At 58.9% G+C, this 17,316-nt stretch carries 16 protein-coding genes; 9 read left to right on the plus strand and 7 right to left on the minus strand.

Features of this window, described 5'->3' with window-relative positions:
- Positions 1-150 precede the first annotated feature (150 nt).
- A complete protein-coding gene (locus ACEN2R_RS04690; protein WP_442039715.1) occupies positions 151-2,373 on the minus strand; it encodes an NADP-dependent isocitrate dehydrogenase in 2,223 nt (740 codons plus the stop codon).
- 159 nt (positions 2,374-2,532) lie between these two features.
- Positions 2,533-3,216 carry a fumarylacetoacetate hydrolase family protein gene (locus tag ACEN2R_RS04695; RefSeq protein WP_442039717.1) on the minus strand — a complete coding sequence of 228 codons (684 nt, stop codon included), beginning with the start codon at positions 3,214-3,216 and terminating at the stop codon, positions 2,533-2,535.
- A gap of 190 nt (positions 3,217-3,406) precedes the next feature.
- On the opposite strand from ACEN2R_RS04695, the gene ACEN2R_RS04700 reads away from it, so the two are divergent.
- From ACEN2R_RS04700 to ACEN2R_RS04740, 9 genes are all read left to right on the plus strand, one after another.
- Positions 3,407-4,090, plus strand: a complete 684-nt coding sequence (locus ACEN2R_RS04700) for a FadR/GntR family transcriptional regulator (RefSeq protein ID WP_442039719.1) — start codon at positions 3,407-3,409, stop codon at positions 4,088-4,090.
- Positions 4,091-4,173: 83 nt separating this feature from the next.
- Positions 4,174-4,512 carry a hypothetical protein gene (locus ACEN2R_RS04705; RefSeq protein WP_442039721.1) on the plus strand — a complete coding sequence of 113 codons (339 nt, stop codon included), beginning with the start codon at positions 4,174-4,176 and terminating at the stop codon, positions 4,510-4,512.
- 6 nt (positions 4,513-4,518) lie between these two features.
- Positions 4,519-5,136 (plus strand): ABC transporter substrate-binding protein, encoded by a 618-nt coding sequence (locus tag ACEN2R_RS04710; protein ID WP_442040021.1) that lies wholly within the window; start codon positions 4,519-4,521, stop codon positions 5,134-5,136.
- Positions 5,137-5,211: 75 nt separating this feature from the next.
- The gene (locus ACEN2R_RS04715) at positions 5,212-5,973 is read left to right on the plus strand and encodes an ABC transporter permease (RefSeq protein ID WP_442039723.1); all 762 of its coding nucleotides are present in this window, start codon (positions 5,212-5,214) and stop codon (positions 5,971-5,973) included.
- Positions 5,960-6,760, plus strand: coding sequence for an ABC transporter ATP-binding protein (locus ACEN2R_RS04720; protein WP_442039725.1), 801 nt, complete (start codon positions 5,960-5,962; stop codon positions 6,758-6,760). Before ACEN2R_RS04715 ends, ACEN2R_RS04720 begins: the two co-directional genes overlap by 14 nt.
- Before the next feature lie 7 nt (positions 6,761-6,767).
- A complete protein-coding gene (locus ACEN2R_RS04725) occupies positions 6,768-7,520 on the plus strand; it encodes an ABC transporter permease (RefSeq protein ID WP_442039727.1) in 753 nt (250 codons plus the stop codon).
- Positions 7,521-7,556: 36 nt separating this feature from the next.
- Positions 7,557-9,089 carry an acyl--CoA ligase gene (locus ACEN2R_RS04730; RefSeq protein ID WP_442039729.1) on the plus strand — a complete coding sequence of 511 codons (1,533 nt, stop codon included), beginning with the start codon at positions 7,557-7,559 and terminating at the stop codon, positions 9,087-9,089.
- A 21-nt stretch (positions 9,090-9,110) separates the two neighbouring features.
- Positions 9,111-10,088, plus strand: a complete 978-nt coding sequence (locus tag ACEN2R_RS04735; protein ID WP_442039731.1) for a 2-dehydropantoate 2-reductase — start codon at positions 9,111-9,113, stop codon at positions 10,086-10,088.
- Between the two features lie 55 nt (positions 10,089-10,143).
- A complete protein-coding gene (locus ACEN2R_RS04740; RefSeq protein WP_442039733.1) occupies positions 10,144-10,914 on the plus strand; it encodes a fumarylacetoacetate hydrolase family protein in 771 nt (256 codons plus the stop codon).
- A gap of 253 nt (positions 10,915-11,167) precedes the next feature.
- Here the strand turns inward: ACEN2R_RS04740 and ACEN2R_RS04745 are convergent, their stop codons facing one another.
- The 5 genes from ACEN2R_RS04745 to ACEN2R_RS04765 all read right to left on the minus strand — a co-directional run bounded on the left by ACEN2R_RS04745 (position 11,168) and on the right by ACEN2R_RS04765 (position 17,190).
- Entirely contained in the window at positions 11,168-13,459 is a 2,292-nt protein-coding gene (locus ACEN2R_RS04745) for an Orn/Lys/Arg decarboxylase N-terminal domain-containing protein (protein ID WP_442039735.1), read from the minus strand.
- A 325-nt stretch (positions 13,460-13,784) separates the two neighbouring features.
- On the minus strand, positions 13,785-14,843 hold the full coding sequence (locus ACEN2R_RS04750; RefSeq protein ID WP_442039737.1) for a 4-oxalomesaconate tautomerase: 1,059 nt from the start codon (positions 14,841-14,843) through the stop codon (positions 13,785-13,787).
- Positions 14,836-15,507 carry a 4-carboxy-4-hydroxy-2-oxoadipate aldolase/oxaloacetate decarboxylase gene (locus ACEN2R_RS04755; protein ID WP_442039739.1) on the minus strand — a complete coding sequence of 224 codons (672 nt, stop codon included), beginning with the start codon at positions 15,505-15,507 and terminating at the stop codon, positions 14,836-14,838. Before ACEN2R_RS04755 ends, ACEN2R_RS04750 begins: the two co-directional genes overlap by 8 nt.
- A 1-nt stretch (position 15,508) precedes the next feature.
- Positions 15,509-16,459: a VOC family protein gene (locus tag ACEN2R_RS04760; protein WP_442039741.1), complete on the minus strand. Its 951-nt coding sequence runs from the start codon at positions 16,457-16,459 to the stop codon at positions 15,509-15,511.
- Positions 16,456-17,190 carry a PIG-L deacetylase family protein gene (locus ACEN2R_RS04765; protein WP_442039743.1) on the minus strand — a complete coding sequence of 245 codons (735 nt, stop codon included), beginning with the start codon at positions 17,188-17,190 and terminating at the stop codon, positions 16,456-16,458. Before ACEN2R_RS04765 ends, ACEN2R_RS04760 begins: the two co-directional genes overlap by 4 nt.
- Positions 17,191-17,316 lie beyond the last annotated feature (126 nt).

A 17,316-nucleotide genomic window follows, 5' to 3' on the forward strand; every position in this document is an offset into this window, starting at 1 on the left:
CCTCGCTGATTACAATGCCGAACGGCCCCGTTTGGCCTGCGCAATCGTAACCCCACGACAAACCTGTTTTCCAAACGCGAATGCCGCGTGATTCGGGAAAAAGGCGCCTGAAGGCGCATCGTCATACGACGACACGCCTTTAGGCATAGATTAGCCGAGAATGCTCAACATTGTGGGCGATGGGCGCATCACGCTGTCGGTTTTCTTCGGATCCGTGTGGTAGTAGCCGCCCAAATCCGCTGGCTTGCCCTCTGCCGCCGTCAATTCCGCAAGAATCGCCGCTTCATTTTCTTCCAACGCTTTGGCGATGGGCGCAAAATGTTCGATCAGTTCTGGGTCTTCATTCTGGCTGGCCAAAGCCTTGGCCCAATAGAGCGCAAAGAAATAGTGGCTGCTGCGGTTGTCGGTTTGTCCGACCTTTGGTTCTGGCGACTTGTTGTTATCCAACACACCCTGCGTCGCGCGATCAACAGCATTCCCCAGAATGCGGGCTTTGTCATTTGCCTTGGTTTCGGCCAGGAACTTCAGGCTTTCACCAAGCGCACAGAACTCTCCCAACGAGTCCCAACGCAGATGGTTCTCTTGGGTCAATTGCTGCACATGTTTCGGAGCAGAGCCACCAGCACCCGTTTCAAACATCCCACCGCCATTCATCAGCTTGACGATAGACAGCATTTTGGCCGAGGTGCCCAATTCCAGAATGGGGAACAGGTCGGTCAGATAGTCACGCAAGACATTGCCTGACACCGCGATCGAGTCTTTGCCCTTGCGGATGGTTTCCAGCGACAGCCGCGTTGCTGCGCGTGGGGTCATAATCTGGAATTTGCCGGTTACGCCTGCCTTGGCAAGCATCGGGCGCACATATTTCAACAGCTCGGCATCATGTGCGCGCGACTCGTCCAGCCAGAAAATCGCCTGGCACCCTTCGGCCTTTTGGCGGCTGATGGCCAATTGCACCCAATCTTCGATCGGTGCTTGCTTGACCGATGCCGAACGCCAGATATCGCCTGCCTCAACCGCCAGTTCATGCAGAATGTCGCCATTGGCCAACACAATGCGCACCGTCCCCGCATGCGGGATTTCAAACGTGGTTGGGTGAGAGCCGTATTCTTCGGCCTTTTGCGCCATCAGGCCCACGTTTTGAACGGTGCCAGCGGTGCGCGGATCAAGCGCGCCCGTTTCTTTGAAATACTTCACCGATTCATCATAGATGGTCGCATATGCGCTGTCAGGGATAATGCAATTGGTATCGGCAGCCTTGCCATCCGGGCCCCAGCCCTTGCCACCGGCACGGATCAGCGCCGGGATCGACGCATCAATGATGACATCCGAAGGCACATGCAGGTTGGTGATGCCCTTGTCGGAGTTCACCATGTAAAGCGGCGGGCGCTCGGCAATGACGGCGTCGATTGCGGCCAGAATTTCGGCACCGTCTTCCATGGCGGCCACTTGGTCCAGAAGCGCCCCCATGCCCGAATTCGGGTTCACGCCAGCCGCGGCCAGTTTCTCGCCATATCTGTCAAAAACCGGCTGCAAAAACACTTTGACGGCATGGCCAAAGATGATCGGGTCCGAGACCTTCATCATCGTGGCTTTCAAGTGAATCGAGAACAAGATGCCTGCGGCTTTGGTTGCCGCGATTTGTTCGGCCAAGAACGCATCCAGCGCGCGGGCCGACATGAATGTCGCGTCAACCACGGTGCCGGCTGTGTAGGTCACGCTGTCTTTCAAAACGGTAATGCTGCCGTCTTGGGCGACCAGTTCAATACGCGCAGACCCTGCCTGTTCGGCCGTCAGCGTGGCAGATTTTTCGTTGGAAAAGAAATCATTGGCCGACATGGTAGACACAACAGTTTTGCTGTCTGGCGCCCACTTACCCATCGAATGCGGGTTTGCCTTGGCATAGTTCTTAACCGCAACCGCAGCGCGGCGGTCAGAGTTGCCTTCGCGCAGAATCGGGTTCACGGCAGAGCCTTTGAGTGCGTCAAAGCGGGCGCGAATTGCTTTTTCATCATCCGTTGCCGGATCTTCCGGATAATTCGGAATGGCATAGCCCTGCGCCTGCAATTCCTTGACTGCCGCCACAAGCTGCGGCACCGAGGCCGACACGTTCGGCAGCTTGATCACGTTGGCTGTGGGTTGTTTCACCAACTCACCCAGTTCGGCCAGATCGTCCGGCTGACGCTGCTCTGCGGTCAGGTTTTCGGGGAAGGCGGCGATGATACGACCGGCCAGCGAGATATCCTTTACCCCGACCGACACACCGGCGGCAGCCGCGAAAGATTGAATAATCGGCAGCAACGACGCCGAGGCAAGCTGGGGTGCTTCGTCAACCTTGGTGTAAATGATATCTGGAGATGCTTTGTCGGTCATGGGTCGGGCCTATCTTTCATCTTTGTTACGTCAAGTCAGAGAGTGGCTCTGCCGTGCCTCAAACTTTCTGAAAAAGCAATGAGGGGCTCAAAAAAAAACAGCCGGCCCGGAACCTTATCGCCCCCAGGCCGGCTGGACTGTCAGCCCGCCAAACTACAATCAGACAACCTTGACGCTAAGCGTGCCCAGACCCTCGATCATCGCATCCATCTGGTCGCCCTTCACAACAGCCCCAACGCCCGAGGGTGTGCCTGACATGATCACATCGCCAGCCTGCAATTCGAAATACTCGGACAGGAAAGCGATCATTTCCGGCACTTTCCAGATCATCTGGTTCAGGTCGCCTTCCTGACGCACCTGACCGTTGACCCTAAGCTCGATGCGCCCGTTGTTCATTTCACCCAGGTCAGCGGCTGGCTGCAAAGGACCAATCGGCCCCGAACGCTCGAACGCTTTGCCCGTTTCCCACGGACGCCCGGCCTTCTTGGCCTCGCCTTGCAAATCACGACGGGTCATGTCGAGAGACACCGCATAGCCCCAAACGTGATCAAGCGCGTCTTCCACGCTGATATTGCTGCCGCCGGATTTAAGCGCCACGACAAGCTCGACCTCATGGTGCACGTCCGAAGAGTGTGGCGGATAGGGGAACTCGCCCGACGCATCAAGATTGTTGGGGTTCTTCTGGAAGAAGAACGGCGCCTCGCGATTCGGATCCCCGCCCATTTCGACCACATGCGCCGCGTAATTGCGACCAATACAATAAACGCGACGCACCGGAAAGGCGCCTCCGGTGCTTGTTGGAATCGTTGGTATTGCGGGTGCGGGAATAACAAGCTCTGTCATAATTTACCTTTTCATTGGCTTTCTAAGGGGCGTCTCGTGACGAAAGTCATATTACACCAAATTGATCTGATCAATCCACATTAATCAAAAATTTCCCCGTAAATTTCGATCAATTTTGAATTGATCTGCTTATTTTATGGTGTATGGTGATTATTAAGGTTGAATTGGTTGACCAATACAGGAGGCGAACATGACCGATCCATCTGCGATTAACGTTGATCCAGTTGCACGCGTTCGCACTTATATTGCCGAGGGCGGCTTTGATTCAGGTGTAAAGTTGCCGCCAGAAAGGCTTTTGATCGACACGCTTGGTTTGACGCGGGCCGCTCTGCGCAAGGCGTTTGATGTGTTGGAGCGGGATGGCGTCATATGGCGCCATGTTGGTAAGGGCACCTTTATTTCGGACGGCGTGCCGCCCCAGTCGGATGATGCAAGCGTGCGGTTGGGTCGGCAGTTGACGCCCTTTCGGATGATGCGGGCGCGGATGGCGATCGAGCCTGCGATTGCCCGCGAGGCCGCAATAAACGCCACCGGCGAGTCGTTGCTGCGCATGACGCAGGCGTTAAGCCGGTCCCGCGCCGCCTCGACGTGGCAGGCTTACGAGGTCGAGGATGACGTGTTCCACCGGACCGTGGCCGAAGCCAGCGACAACCTGCTGCTTTTGTCGCTATTTGATCAGTTGAACGAGGTTCGGCGCGCGGTGGCCTGGGGGAATGTTGAACGCAGGACCGTTCATCCGTCGCCCGATCATACCAGTTTTGAACAGCATGATGCGATTGCCGCGGCGATTTCCAGTCGTGATCCGCAGCGTGCCTATGACGAAATGCGGGCCCATCTGAGGTCCGTATCTGCGCGGCTTTTCGGGGAGGCGTAAGCAGGGTTAAGCACCTGGGATGAAAGCCATAAAGGCGTCGTCCCGTTTTTGAAGTCCAAATATGATTCTCAGGGAGGAGAGCCATGAATAGCCTGTTGAAAAAACTGACTGGTCTGACTGTTGCGGCCACGTTGATGGCGTCGGGCGCTTACGCCGATACGATCCGTATCGCGTTGGCGGAAACACCATCGGATGAGCTTGCAGCCTTTTTTGTCGCACTTGATCGCGCCAAGGCAAATGGTCTGGATTACGAATGGACCGCATTCGCCGACGAAGAGCTTGCCATTCAGGCCGTCCTGAGCGGCCAGATGGATATTGGTTTCGGCACGCCATACGCTGCGATGCAGCGGTCAAAGGCCCCCCTTCGCATCATCTATCAGCTGTCCAAGCTGGTGTTCTTTCCCGTCACCACGATGGAGTAAAAAGAGCTGAAAGACCTCGATGGCAAGCCTATCTTGCTGCATTCGCGCGGGGGCGGCACAGATTCGATCGCCAATGTGATCGAAGAGCGTGAAGGCATAAAGTTGGGTGAGCGGTCTTATGTCCCGGGCTCGTCGAACCGCGTTGTTGCGTTGCTGGCGGGGCAGGCCGATGCGACCATTCTTGATCTTTCCAACAAGAACAAGATCGTAGCTGAAGCAGGGGACCGTTTCCACTCTTTGCCAATGTTTGAGGTCAAGGCCAGCGACGAGGCGTTGTTCGCCAATCTCGACTGGATCAAGGCCAACGAGGACGATGTGGATCTGTTCGTGCAGTCGCTTGCCAGCGTTTGGCAGGATATGGCCAAAGATCCGACGATCATTCGCCGCGAAACCAACCCGGACGGCCCGATTGGACAGCTGCCTGCCGAAGTTCTGGCCGAGTTGGATGGTTTCTACACCGATGCTGTCGCGGGCGGCCTTTATGATCCGAACGGCGGCGGGCGCGCCGCAGCGCAGGCTGACCTTGAATGGTACGCCGGTGCAGGCCAACTGGAGGGCGATCCGGCAACCCTGAACCCAGAAGACTTCTGGTATTTCAAGCCGTTGGATGCAGTGGCGAAGTAATCTGATACCAGTGCGCTGCCTGTAATGTATCAGGCAGCGCCCCCTTTCATCCTGATAATCTTGTGGAACGACCCAATGATAAATCGCTCCCTACTTCTAAAGCTATTGTCGGCGGCAATAGTGTTCAGCGCCTGGGAAATCGCGGGCCGTGTGCCTGTAAGCTACGCTTTCCCGACCTTTTTGGAATCAATGTCGTCGCTTTTGCGGATGGTTTTTGACGGGTCGATTTTCGTGGCCTATGCGGAAACGCTGAAGCCACTTGTTCTGGGCGTCGCAATCTCGGCCTTCTTCGGAATAGCGGTTGGGCTATGGATCGGGTTAAGCGCCCGTTTTGAATGGCTTTTCGGCCCCATATTCATTGTCATGCAGGCGGCGCCGCTTGCTGCACTGATCCCGATTTTGGTCATGGTCTATGGCATCGGCCTGACGTCAAAAGTGTTCGTGGTGTGTATCATGGCGATGCCCGTAATCGTCTTGAACACCGCAAGTGCGGTCCGCAACACCCCGGACTCGATCAAGGACATGGCAAAATCGTTTCTTGCCAGTGACCGCGAGATCCTTACGAAAATCATCGTCCCTGCGGCCTCACCGGTCATCTTTTCCGGCCTTCGGCTTGGGGTGTCTGCGGGCTTCATCGGGGCCATTCTTTCCGAATTGAAGATAACGCCGACCGGTGTTGGTGACATCATCTCTTTCAGCCGATCCATTGCGGATTATCCCACCATGTATGCGGCTATCTTCTCTATCATCCTTCTGGCGGTCGTGTTCTTGAACCTGCTGGAAGTACTTGAAAACTATATGTTCGAAGGGAACAACCGTGGCTATGTCTCAGATTAATCCCGCCTCATTGAAAGAGGCCCGTCCTGTAACGGACAATGCCGTTTCCGTTCGCAACGTTTCCAAGAACTATGGTGATGTTCAAGCTCTGAAGGACCTGTCACTGGACTTTCCACGCGGCGAGCTGACATCGCTTTTGGGTCCGTCGGGCTGTGGCAAAACCACCTTGCTCAAGATTATCGCGGGGCTGCTGCCGCAATCTGCGGGCACGATCGAGGTCGAAGGAAAAACCGTCACCGGCCCTGGCGCCGACCGTGCCTTCGTGTTTCAAGATTTCGCATTGCTGCCTTGGGCAAACGTCTTGCGCAATGTGGCTTTCGGGTTGGAATTGCGTGGCGTGGCGAAATCCGAACGCGAAGCGATTGCAGAGAAATATATCCGCGAGGTTGGTCTGGCCGGGTTTGAGATGAAGTTCCCGCATCAGCTTTCGGGTGGGATGCGGCAGCGGGTCGGTCTGGCGCGCGCGCTTTCTGTGAATGCGCAGGTTTTGCTGCTCGACGAGCCGTTTTCGGCTGTCGATGAACAGACCCGCCGAAAGTTCCAGGAAGATATGCTTGCGCTGGTCGCCAATGAAAAAAAGACCTTTATTTTCGTCACCCACTCGATCGAAGAAGCGGTCTACGTCTCTGATCAGATTGCCATTCTTTTGCCGCGTCCCAGCCGGGTGTCTGAAATCATTCGCCCGGCAAGCTTCCGCGGCAAGGGCGTCGAGAACATTCGGCGTGACCCGGAATACCTTGATATTGTGGATGAAATCTGGGCCTCCTTGCGCAGCTACGTGGAGTGATCGTGACATGAAACTTTTCGGACGCAAACTGCCTGCGATGTCCTCTCTTCTGGTTTGGGCCGCGTTGTGGGAGGTGATTGGTCAATTGGACCTCACCTTCTTCGTCCCGCCGATCTCGTCGGTTTTTGTCACCCTTTTCGGGTTAGTACAAACCACGGCGTTCCAAAATGCATTGGGCACAACCGCCTACGCCTTTTTCCTTGGGGTCGGGTTTGCCATTGTGATCGGCATTCCTGTTGGCATCCTGATGGGCAAAACCCGCTTTCTGGATGAGCTGTTGTTGCCATGGGTGAACATCTTTCTCAGCGCGCCGCTCACGGCTTTGGTGCCGGTTCTTATGGTGCTGTTCGGTTTTGGCACAAAAACCATCGTCATCACGACCACGCTGTTTGCGATCTGGATCATAATCCTGAACGCGCGGGCCGGGGTGATGCAGATCAATCGGTCGGTGGTGGAAATGGGCCGAAGTTTCGGTGCGTCACCGCTGGACTCGTTCTTCAAGATTTATCTTTGGGCGGCCTTGCCTGAAATTCTGGGCGGTGTGCGTATCGGGATCATCCGGGCGGTCAAGGGCGTGATCATCGGTCAGCTTCTGGTGTCGATTGTCGGATTTGGCGCCTTGTTCGAGCTTTATTCCAGCAACTTCCTGATGAAGGAATTCTGGGCGGTTCTGATCGTTCTCTTCGGTCTTGCCTTCTCGATTTCCGAGTTTCTGGGCTATCTGGAACGTAAAGTCGCATTCTACGCATCGGCACGCTGATGACGGTTCGGGTTCAGCTGGGAAGGTTAAAATAAAATGACAACGATTTCTGCACTTTTGGCGGGTCACAGCGCAGATTTACCCGCAATCGGGGCGCCGGGGCGTGCGTGGCTCAGTTACGGTGAATTGCGAAGCCTTTCGGCGGATGTGGCAACGCAACTGCGCAGTTTTGGCATTGGTGCAGGGGACCGGGTGGCGATCGTTTTGCCAAACGGGCCCGAGATGGCGACAGCCTTTATCACCATCGCCCAAGCCGCTGTCGCCGCGCCGCTGAACCCGTCTTACCAGCAAGAGGAATACGTATTCTATCTGGGTGATCTGAATGCAAAGGCACTTGTTATTGCCGACGGGTATGAAGGGCCCGCACTTGCGGCGGCACATGACTGCGGCGTTGCAGTTTTGCGCCTGCAAGCGTTTGATCAGCGTCCCGCGGGCCAGTTTGGTCTGACGGGGACGTTTGCGGCGCAGCCTGTCGTCGGGCCGGCGGGTCCGTCCCCCGACCAGATCGCCCTGATCCTGCATACATCTGGCACAACGTCGCGGCCCAAGATCGTGCCGTTGCTGCAATCGAACATTGCGGCCTCGGCCCGGCATATAGGCGCCTCTCTGGCGTTGTCTGAGACGGATCGCTGCCTCAATGTTATGCCACTGTTTCACATCCACGGCCTGATTGCCGCTGTCACCGCGTCCTTGGCCGCGGGCGGGTCGGTCTGGTGCGCGCCGGGCTTTGATGCCTTGAAATTCTTTGGCTGGATGAAGGACTCCAGCCCCACATGGTACACTGCGGTGCCAACCATGCATCAGGCGATCCTTTCCCGGACCGACCGCAATGCAGACGTGATCGCGGCGCGGCCGCTCAGGTTTTTGCGCTCCTCATCTGCCTCTCTTCCGGCACAGGTCATGCGCGCGCTTGAGGCCACGTTCAAAGCCCCCGTCATAGAAGCATACGGCATGACCGAGGCCGCACATCAGATGGCCAGCAACCCTTTGCCGCCACGCGCGCAAAAGCCCGGATCGGTCGGGGTCGCCGCAGGCCCGCTTTTGCGCATCGCGCATGAAATCGAAAACCACCTGATTGACGGGGTCGGAGAGGTTGTCATTTGCGGGCCCAATGTGACGCCCGGCTATGAAAACAATCCCGACGCCAACGCCAAGAACTTCTTTATTCAGGACGGGCAGCGCTGGTTCCGCACCGGCGATCAGGGGGCATTGGATGGCGAAGGGTATTTGTCGCTGACCGGACGCCTGAAGGAGATCATTAACCGGGGCGGCGAAAAGATAAGCCCTCTCGAGGTGGACGGGGTGCTCATGGATCATCCTGCGGTGGTTCAGGTTGTCACGTTTTCCACGCCTCATCCGAAACTTGGCGAAGAGGTTGCGGCGGCCGTGGTTCTGCGCGAAGGGCACAGTGCCACTGAACGCGAGATCCGCGACTTTGCAGCCAGCCGGATGGCTGATTTCAAGGTGCCGCGGCGTGTAGTCATTCTGTCCGAGATCCCGAAAGGAGCCACCGGCAAGATGCAGCGCATCGGGCTGGCAGAGAAACTTGGCCTCGGCACCGCCGACTAAGGGTGCAGCAAAGGATATAAGATGAAGATCTGCATTTTTGGTGCGGGGGCAATTGGCGGCTACATGGGGGCCAAGCTGGCGCTTGCGGGCGCGGATGTCAGCCTTGTCGCCCGCGGGCCGCATCTTGAAGCGATCCAAAGCAAGGGCCTCAGCCTGATCGAAGGGTCTGGCGACGCGGTGACTGTTCCGGTGCGGGCAAGCGCAAATCCTGCTGATCTGGGACCACAAGACTATGTCATTGTCACGCTGAAAGCCCATTCGGTGCCTGCGGTTGTGGGGGCAATGCAGCCGCTGATCCGCAATAACACCACCATCGTCAGCGGCGTGAACGGTGTGCCGTGGTGGTATTTCCACAAGATCGGCGGCCCTCTGGAAGGGACGCGGCTTCGCTCTGTTGATCCGGGCAATGTGCAATGGGATGGGCTTGGGCCGGACCGTGTTCTGGGCTGTGTCGTCTATCCGGCGGCAGAGGTTTCAACCCCCGGCACGATCCGTCATGTCGAAGGCAATCGGTTTTCTTTGGGTGAACCTGACGGGACAAAGTCCGACAGGGCCGTGGCCTTGTCACAGGCCTTGCAGGCGGCCGGACTTAAGGCGCCTGTGCGCCCGCGGTTGCGCGACGAGATCTGGGTCAAACTTTGGGGCAACCTGTCGTTCAATCCGATCTCGGCACTGACCCATGCAACATTGGATGTGCTGTGCACCGATCCCGGAGCACGGGATGTCGCCCGGCGCATGATGCTTGAGGCGCAGGCTATAGCCGAGTCCCTGGGTGTGGTCTTTCCCATTGATGTAGAGCGTCGCATCGACGGTGGCGCCGCCGTCGGCGCGCACCGGACCTCGATGCTGCAAGATCTCGATGCCCGACGCCCGATGGAGATCGACGCACTGATTGGATCGGTGCAAGAGCTGGGCAAAATTGTCGGCCTGCCGACACCCACGATAGACACCGTGCTGGCCCTCGTTGCGTTGCGGGCGCGTGTGGATGGGCTTTATTGATCCCATTTCATGCGCCTCAAAGCGTCTTGGACTGTCAGACAAAAGGAAAAGTCACATGATTTGGGGACGCATCAAAACCGCCAAGGGTGACATCCTTTCAGGCGAAATCCGCGACGGATTTATCAGGGTCGGCGGTGCTTTGGGGGACGTCGCGCCCGATGCCGTCGCCATTCCGCTAGAGGGGGCAACATGGCTTGCTCCCTGTGCTCCGGGCAAATTCATTGGCCTTTGGAACAATTACCACGCGGCGGCGGAAAAGAACGGCCATACCATTCCTGACCACCCGCTTTGGTTTCTGAAACCGCTATCGTCGGTGTCAGGGCATGGCGCAGACGTGGTTCTGCCAACGGCTGCCGGTCGGGTCATATTCGAGGGCGAATTGGGCATCGTCATTGGCCAACGCTGCCACATGGCAAGCGAAGACGAAGCCGGGGCGGCGATCTTTGGCTATACCTGCATCAACGATCTGACGTCACTTGACGTGCTGAATGCAAACCCTGCCTTTGCGCAATGGGCCCGCGCGAAGGGATTTGACGGCTTCGGCGTGATCGGACCGGTGATTGCGACAGGTCTTGACTGGCGCGTTTTGTCAATCCGCACTCTGGTCAACGGGCGTGAACGTCAGGCCTATCCAGCGTCGGATATGATTTTCAGTCCGGCCGAGATCGTGCGCAGACTTTCATTCGATATGACACTTGAACCCGGAGATGTGATTGCGGTGGGCACGTCACTGGGCGTGCGGCCTGTGAAAGCCGGCGATCAGATCAGCGTTTTGATAGAGGGAATTGGTGCTGTCGATGTGACGCTGTCCGGGCCTGCCACCTGACACGGCACCGACCGCCTTTGAACGGCGGCAGATCATCCGTCGCGGAAACCTGCATAACAGGGTGGCTTGAACGCGCCCCGTCGGGATAAAATGCCAGTTTTTCTTACGGCGGATAGGTCCGGCAAACGCCGCGCCTTTGATGGATCGCAACCTTTTCGATAAAGGTGTCGCCGGGGTGCGGGGCGACCTTAGCCATGGCCACCATGCGCCCCGCGCGGCATTGCCGGCTATACTGCTGGCCTGTGTCGCGCGTCTATTCGGCCACGCAATCGGCAAAATATTGCATTGCGCCGTTCTCATCCTTTTCCTGCACAAGACCGTGAATGTCGGTCTCGAAGCCCGGACATTCGCGCGCGAATTCGCGGTTGAACTTGAGATAGTCAACGATCTTGCGGTTGAACACCTCGCCCGGGATCAGCAGGGGGATGCCCGGCGGATAGGGTGTGACAAGGCTGGTGGTGATGCGCCCTTCGATCTGGTCAATCGGCACCCGTTGCGTGGTGCGGCGGGCGATGTGGGAATAGGCATCGCTTGGTTTCATCGCCGGGGTCAGGTCGCTCAGGTAGATCTCGGTCGACAGGATCGCCACGTCATACTTGGCGTATTGCGTATGCACATGCTGGCACAGGTCGCGCAGCCCCATGTTTTCGTAACGCGGATGTTTGGCGCAGAATTTCGGCATGGCGCGCCACATCGGCTGGTTCTTGGCGTGATCGTCCTTGAACTGTTGCAGCGCGGTCAACAGCGTGTTCCAGCGGCCCTTGGTGATGCCGATGGTGAACATGATGAAGAAACTGTAAAGCCCGGTTTTTTCCACCACCACGCCGTGTTCGGCAAGGTATTTGGTCACGATCGAGGCGGGAATGCCCGTCTCGTCGAACCGGCCATCAAGATTAAGCCCCGGCGTGATGATCGTCGCCTTGATCGGGTCCAGCATGTTGAAGCCGGGCGCCATATCCCCGAACCCGTGCCAGCTGTCGGTGCCGTCCGACGGTTGAACCCCATCGGCATCGGTGCGTTTGAGAACCCAGTCCTTGGTGCGCCCGATCCCCTCTTCGGTCAGATTGTCCGGCCCCCAGACCTTGAACCACCAGTCGTCGTCGCCATACTCTTCGTCGACCTTGCGCATGGCACGGCGGAAATCCAGCGACTCCTCGATGCTTTCCTCGACGAGGGCGGTGCCGCCCGGCGGCTCCATCATCGCGGCCGCCACATCGCAACTTGCGATGATGCTATACTGCGGGCTGGTCGAGGTGTGCATCAGATACGCCTCGTTGAACAGGTGACGATCCAGCGGCGTGTCCTGGCTGTCCTGAACCAGAACGTGGCTTGCCTGACTGATGCCGGCAAGCAGCTTGTGGATCGATTGCGTGGCGTAGGTGACCGAATGCTTTGGCCGCTCGCGCTTGCGCCCCATCGCATGAAAGTTGCCGTAGAACGGGTGGAAGGCTGCGTGCGGCAGCCATGCCTCGTCAAAGTGGAGGTTGTCGATATAGCCGTCCAGCAGGCCCTTGATCGTCTCGGTGTTGTATAGCACGCCGTCATAGGTCGATTGGGTCAGGGTCATGATCCGCGGCTTCACGGTGTCGGCATCGACCCCTGCAAGCAGCGGATTCGCCCGGATCTTGGCCTTGATCGCCTCCACCTCGAAGGCGCTTTGCTGGATCGGGCCGATGATGCCCCAGTGGTTGCGCGTGGGTTTCAGAAACACCGGCACCGCGCCCGTCATGATGATGCTGTGCAGGATCGACTTGTGACAATTGCGGTCCACCACCACAACGTCATCGGGCGCAACCGTGTGATGCCAGACCATCTTGTTCGAGGTCGAGGTTCCGTTGGTCACGAAGAAGCAGTGATCGGCGTTGAAGATACGCGCCGCGTTGCGCTCGGACGCGCCGATGGCGCCGTTATGATCGAGAAGCTGGCCCAGTTCCTCGACCGAGTTGCAAACATCGGCACGCAGCATGTTCTCGCCGTAAAACTGGTGATACATCTGCCCGATCGGGCTTTTGAGGAAGGCGACGCCGCCGGAATGTCCGGGGCAGTGCCAAGAATACGATCCGTCCTCGGCATAATCCAGCAGCGCCTTGAAGAACGGCGGCTGAATGCCCTCCAGATAGGCCTTGGCCTCGCGGATGATGTGGCGGGCCACGAATTCCGGCGTGTCCTCGAACATGTGGATGAAGCCGTGCAACTCGCGCAGGATGTCGTTGGGCAGGTGGCGGCTGGTCTTGGTCTCGCCGTAGACGTAGATCGGCACGTCCTCGTTTTTCCAGCGCACTTCCTCGATGAAGCTGCGCAGGTTCACGACCGCCGGGTCAAGATCGGGGCCGGGGCTGAATTCCTCATCGTCGATCGACAGGACAAATGCGCTGGCGCGCGACTGCTGCTGCGCGAATTTCGACAGGTCGCCATAGCTGGTAACCCCCAGCACCTCGAACCCTTCCTTTTCGATCGCTTCGGCCATGGCACGGATGCCAAGACCCGACGAGTTTTCGGAACGGAAATCTTCGTCGATGATGACGATGGGAAAGCGGAACTTCATGGATCTCTCCTCGGGGAACTACGGATGGGAAACGCATAGCATGCTGGATGGGTTCCGCCTTTGGCCGCGGGTCATTTTGCGACGGTGTTCCGGACCGTTGTTTCTGGTGTTGGGGGCAGCGTCAAGGGGGGGCGATCATCACGCGTGATGCTTTGGCCAGCAGACCGATCCGTCCCGTGGCAAAGGGGCTGCGCTGCGGCCCGTGCGGGAAACGGGGCCATCGGAGCGATCCGCGGCTTTGGATAGGCTTTTTCGGAAACATGGCCTTTTGGGACTGCCGGGCCGGGTATTCTGGCTGGGCAACCTGACCGGGCAGACCGGGGGATCAGGTCAGGGTGTCAAAGACCCGCCCGTCGAACAGCTTGCGCGCGGTGCGCAATGTTCCTGCGCCGGTGATCCGGCCAGAGGCGTCGGTCACGATCAGCACCTCGGCCGCACCGCCCGGATGTTCGATCCCGAAGCGGCCATCGGTGGGCAGATCTGCCAGACCGGCGGCGGGGCTGTCGGGCAAAAGGCAGGCCGTGGCCACGCTGACAGCGGCGAACACCCCGATGGTGGCGTGGCAGCGGTGCGGAATGAAGCTGCGCGTGTTGATCGCGCCACCCTGCGTGGCCCGCGACACCAGCGTCATCTTCGGCACGGTTTTATCGGCCACATCCCCGAGGTTCATCAACGGACCCGCGATCAGCCGGATCGCCTCGATCCGCGCCTTCAGGGCGGTGTCTGCATCCAGCGCGTCGCGGCTTTCCTGCCCCGTCAGGCCGAAATCAGCGGCCCGCATCACCACAATCGGCATACCGTTGTCGATCAGGGTGCAGTCCACGCCCTCGATCACATCCACAGCATTGCCCGAGGGCAAAAGCGCCCCGCACATCGAGCCTGCTATGTTCTGGAACAGCAGCGGCACGGGGGCATGGGTGCCGGGCACGCCGTCGATTGCCGCATCCCCGTCATACCGCACGCGGCCATCGGGTGTTTGAATGTGCGCGGTCGCGACCTCGCCTGTGTTCAGCATATGGATGCGAACAGGGGTGACGGGACCGGCGACAGGCACCAGCCCGCGCTCGATCGCGGCGGGACCTGCGGCGGCCAGGATATTGCCGCAGCCCTGTGCGTCGCTGACAAGGGGCTGATCGACATAGACTTGCAGGAACAGATAATCGACATCGGCATCGGGCCGAGAGGGCGGCGACAGGATCGCAACCTTCGAGGTCAGCGGGTCCGCCCCGCCGATCCCGTCGATCTGGCGCGGATCGGGCGAGCCCATGATCCGCAGCAGCAGCGCGTCGCGCATGGCCGGGTCTGTCGGCAAGTCCGAGGCAAGAAAGCAGGCGCCCTTCGATGTGCCGCCCCGCATCCAGAGGCAGGGGATGCCCTCAGACATATTTCAGTCCCTTTTCGGCCAGCCTTGGGCGCATGCCGTAAATATCCAACCCCAGTTCACCGCTGGCCAGCCTGATGCGCTTTGCCTCTTCAGCGGCGAGGCGGGTGTTGGCCGCCGCCAGCACGGTCGCGGCATCGGCGCATTTGACCACGCAGACCCCGTCGTCATCGGCAACAATCACATCGCCCGCCTCGATCAAGGCACCGGCACAGACGATCGGCACATTCACCGAGCCGACGGTCTCCTTGACCGTTCCCTGCGCCGAGATCGCCTTTGACCAGACCGGAAAGCCCATCGCGGTCAGGTCGCGGATGTCGCGCACACCGGCGTCGATGATCAACCCGCAGCATCCCCGCGCGATGGCCGATGTCGCCAGAAGATCACCGAAATAGCCGGTGTCGCAGGGCGAGGTGGGGGCAAGGACCAGCAGGTCGCCCCGTTGCAGTTGTTCGATGGCGACGTGAAGCATCCAGTTGTCACCGGGGGGCGCGCTGATCGTCACTGCGGACCCGGCCACCTGTGCCCCCGCATAAATCGGCCGCATATGGCTGGCCAGCATCCCGGTGCGCCCCTGTGCCTCGTGCACGGTTGCGACGCCGGCGGCGGCAAGGCCGTCGATCACCGATTGATCGGCGCGCGGGATATTCTGAACGACGATGCCCATGTCAGAGCTCCTTTCTTGCTGGCGGGGTGCCATGGGTGTGGAAGGTCTCTATGGTTTTCAGCCCCCAGGCCTGACCTTTCCTGCGGTCCGCCTCGGTCCAGACGACCGGCTGCCAATCGGGGGCAAGGATCAGGCGGGCGCCGGAATTGGCCAGTTCCACCCGATTGCCCGCCGGTTCCCAGACATAAAGGAAAAACGTGCCTTGAATGGCGTGCTTGTGCGGTCCGGTTTCGATATGGACCCCGTTTTCAAGAAAGATGTCAGCGGCGCGCAGGATGTCTTCGCGCGTGTCGGTGGCATAGGTGACATGATGCAGCCGCCCGTTGCCGCCGCCGTGTTCCTCGGTGCAGGCCAGATCGTAGGTCTTGTTGTTCACCGTGAACCAGCATCCGCCGATCCGGCCATTGTCCATCTGGATCAACTCGGTCACGCGGGACCCAAGACAGGTTTCCATGAACCGCCGGAATTCGGCCACATCTGTTGCCAACAGGTTCAGGTGGTCGATGCGGCGCGGGCAGGCGCCCCGGCCATGATAGCGCTGCGCCATGTTTTTCAGCGCGGGTTTCTCGGCGTCGGGGGCGGCGTATTTCACCGTGTCCCAGTAGACCTCGAAGATATGCCCGAAGGGGTCCTCGAACCGGAAGGCGCGCCCGTGGCCCGCGTCGCCCGTGGTCCAGCCGTGCACCTTGTAGCCCGACGCCTCGATCACGGCGACGCGGGCCATCAACGCAGTTTGCGATGCGGCGCGGTAGGCGATGTGCCCGACGCCCGTTGTCGTGTGGCGGGTCAGTTTCAGGCTGTGGAATTCGTAGTCATCCCAGGCCCGCAGATAAGCCGATGTTGCGTCCTCGGCGGACAGGGTCAGGCCGTAGACCCGCGTAAAGAAATCCAGGCTTTCGTCGTAGCGGTCTGTGTAGATCTCGACATGGCCAAGATGCGCGATGTCGTTCATAGCTCGTCCACCGTGCGCGGAAAGATCGACTGGAACCCTTCGGCATATTTACAATCCCGCCCGCCCGACTGACCGCCGGAATTGCGTTTGAAATGGTTGGCGCGCTGTTGGGCGACGCGGGTGTAATACTCCCACAGGTGCTCTTGCCCCTGCATACATTCGATCGCGGCGCGCTTTTTGTCCCAGACGTGGGTGATGTCCAGAAACGTATCCGGCTTCCAGCCCATCTGCTCGGTCTGGTGCGGCTCGAACAGGTAAAGCTGTGGCGCACCCAGCACCTTTTCCCCCGGATTATGCCCCCAGGCCTGCGCGATCATCCGGCATTCCAGCGCAACCTGCGTCGTATACATGTGGTCGGTGTTGTAGGGGTCGTATTGCGAATGGGACAGCATGAAGGCCGGTTGAACCTTGCGGATCACATCAACGACCCTGTTCTTGTCGTCGCGGGTCAGTTCCAGCGGATAATCCCCCAGATCAAGGCAGACCAGATCGTGCACCCCCAGCGCCTCGGCGGCCGTCTCGGCCTCTTTGCGGCGGTTGTCCTTGACGCGGTCCAGCGTCATGCCGTCCTGCTTCCACAGCTTTGCACTTTCGCCGCGCTCGCCAAAGGACAGGCACAGAACGGTGACATTGTAACCTTTGGCGGCATGGGCTGCGATTGCCCCGCCACAACGCCAGACAAAGTCGGCGGCATGGGCGCTGATCACCAATGCGGTTTTGGATGCGGGCATGGAACACTCCTTTTGGCCGGTTGCGTGGAATGTGCGGGGAAATCGTTGACTTGCCAAATTCGAAGGGCTGCCCAAAGCATAAGTATAGGCTATAACGAGTAGCAACCCGATAGGGTCCTGTGTCAG

Source organism: Pseudogemmobacter sp. W21_MBD1_M6 (assembly GCF_052119585.1).
GTDB lineage: Bacteria > Pseudomonadota > Alphaproteobacteria > Rhodobacterales > Rhodobacteraceae > JBGQOJ01.

What these genes read in the sequence shown, in the direction of transcription:
- ACEN2R_RS04690 (WP_442039715.1), bottom strand. Translation starts at nt 2,373, where the DNA reads ATGACCGACAAAGCATCTCCAGATATCATTTACACCAAGGTTGACGAA.
- ACEN2R_RS04695 (WP_442039717.1), bottom strand. Translation starts at nt 3,216, where the DNA reads ATGACAGAGCTTGTTATTCCCGCACCCGCAATACCAACGATTCCAACA.
- ACEN2R_RS04700 (WP_442039719.1), top strand. Translation starts at nt 3,407, where the DNA reads ATGACCGATCCATCTGCGATTAACGTTGATCCAGTTGCACGCGTTCGC.
- ACEN2R_RS04705 (WP_442039721.1), top strand. Translation starts at nt 4,174, where the DNA reads ATGAATAGCCTGTTGAAAAAACTGACTGGTCTGACTGTTGCGGCCACG.
- ACEN2R_RS04715 (WP_442039723.1), top strand. Translation starts at nt 5,212, where the DNA reads ATGATAAATCGCTCCCTACTTCTAAAGCTATTGTCGGCGGCAATAGTG.
- ACEN2R_RS04720 (WP_442039725.1), top strand. Translation starts at nt 5,960, where the DNA reads ATGTCTCAGATTAATCCCGCCTCATTGAAAGAGGCCCGTCCTGTAACG.
- ACEN2R_RS04725 (WP_442039727.1), top strand. Translation starts at nt 6,768, where the DNA reads ATGAAACTTTTCGGACGCAAACTGCCTGCGATGTCCTCTCTTCTGGTT.
- ACEN2R_RS04730 (WP_442039729.1), top strand. Translation starts at nt 7,557, where the DNA reads ATGACAACGATTTCTGCACTTTTGGCGGGTCACAGCGCAGATTTACCC.
- ACEN2R_RS04735 (WP_442039731.1), top strand. Translation starts at nt 9,111, where the DNA reads ATGAAGATCTGCATTTTTGGTGCGGGGGCAATTGGCGGCTACATGGGG.
- ACEN2R_RS04740 (WP_442039733.1), top strand. Translation starts at nt 10,144, where the DNA reads ATGATTTGGGGACGCATCAAAACCGCCAAGGGTGACATCCTTTCAGGC.
- ACEN2R_RS04745 (WP_442039735.1), bottom strand. Translation starts at nt 13,459, where the DNA reads ATGAAGTTCCGCTTTCCCATCGTCATCATCGACGAAGATTTCCGTTCC.
- ACEN2R_RS04750 (WP_442039737.1), bottom strand. Translation starts at nt 14,843, where the DNA reads ATGTCTGAGGGCATCCCCTGCCTCTGGATGCGGGGCGGCACATCGAAG.
- ACEN2R_RS04755 (WP_442039739.1), bottom strand. Translation starts at nt 15,507, where the DNA reads ATGGGCATCGTCGTTCAGAATATCCCGCGCGCCGATCAATCGGTGATC.
- ACEN2R_RS04760 (WP_442039741.1), bottom strand. Translation starts at nt 16,459, where the DNA reads ATGAACGACATCGCGCATCTTGGCCATGTCGAGATCTACACAGACCGC.
- ACEN2R_RS04765 (WP_442039743.1), bottom strand. Translation starts at nt 17,190, where the DNA reads ATGCCCGCATCCAAAACCGCATTGGTGATCAGCGCCCATGCCGCCGAC.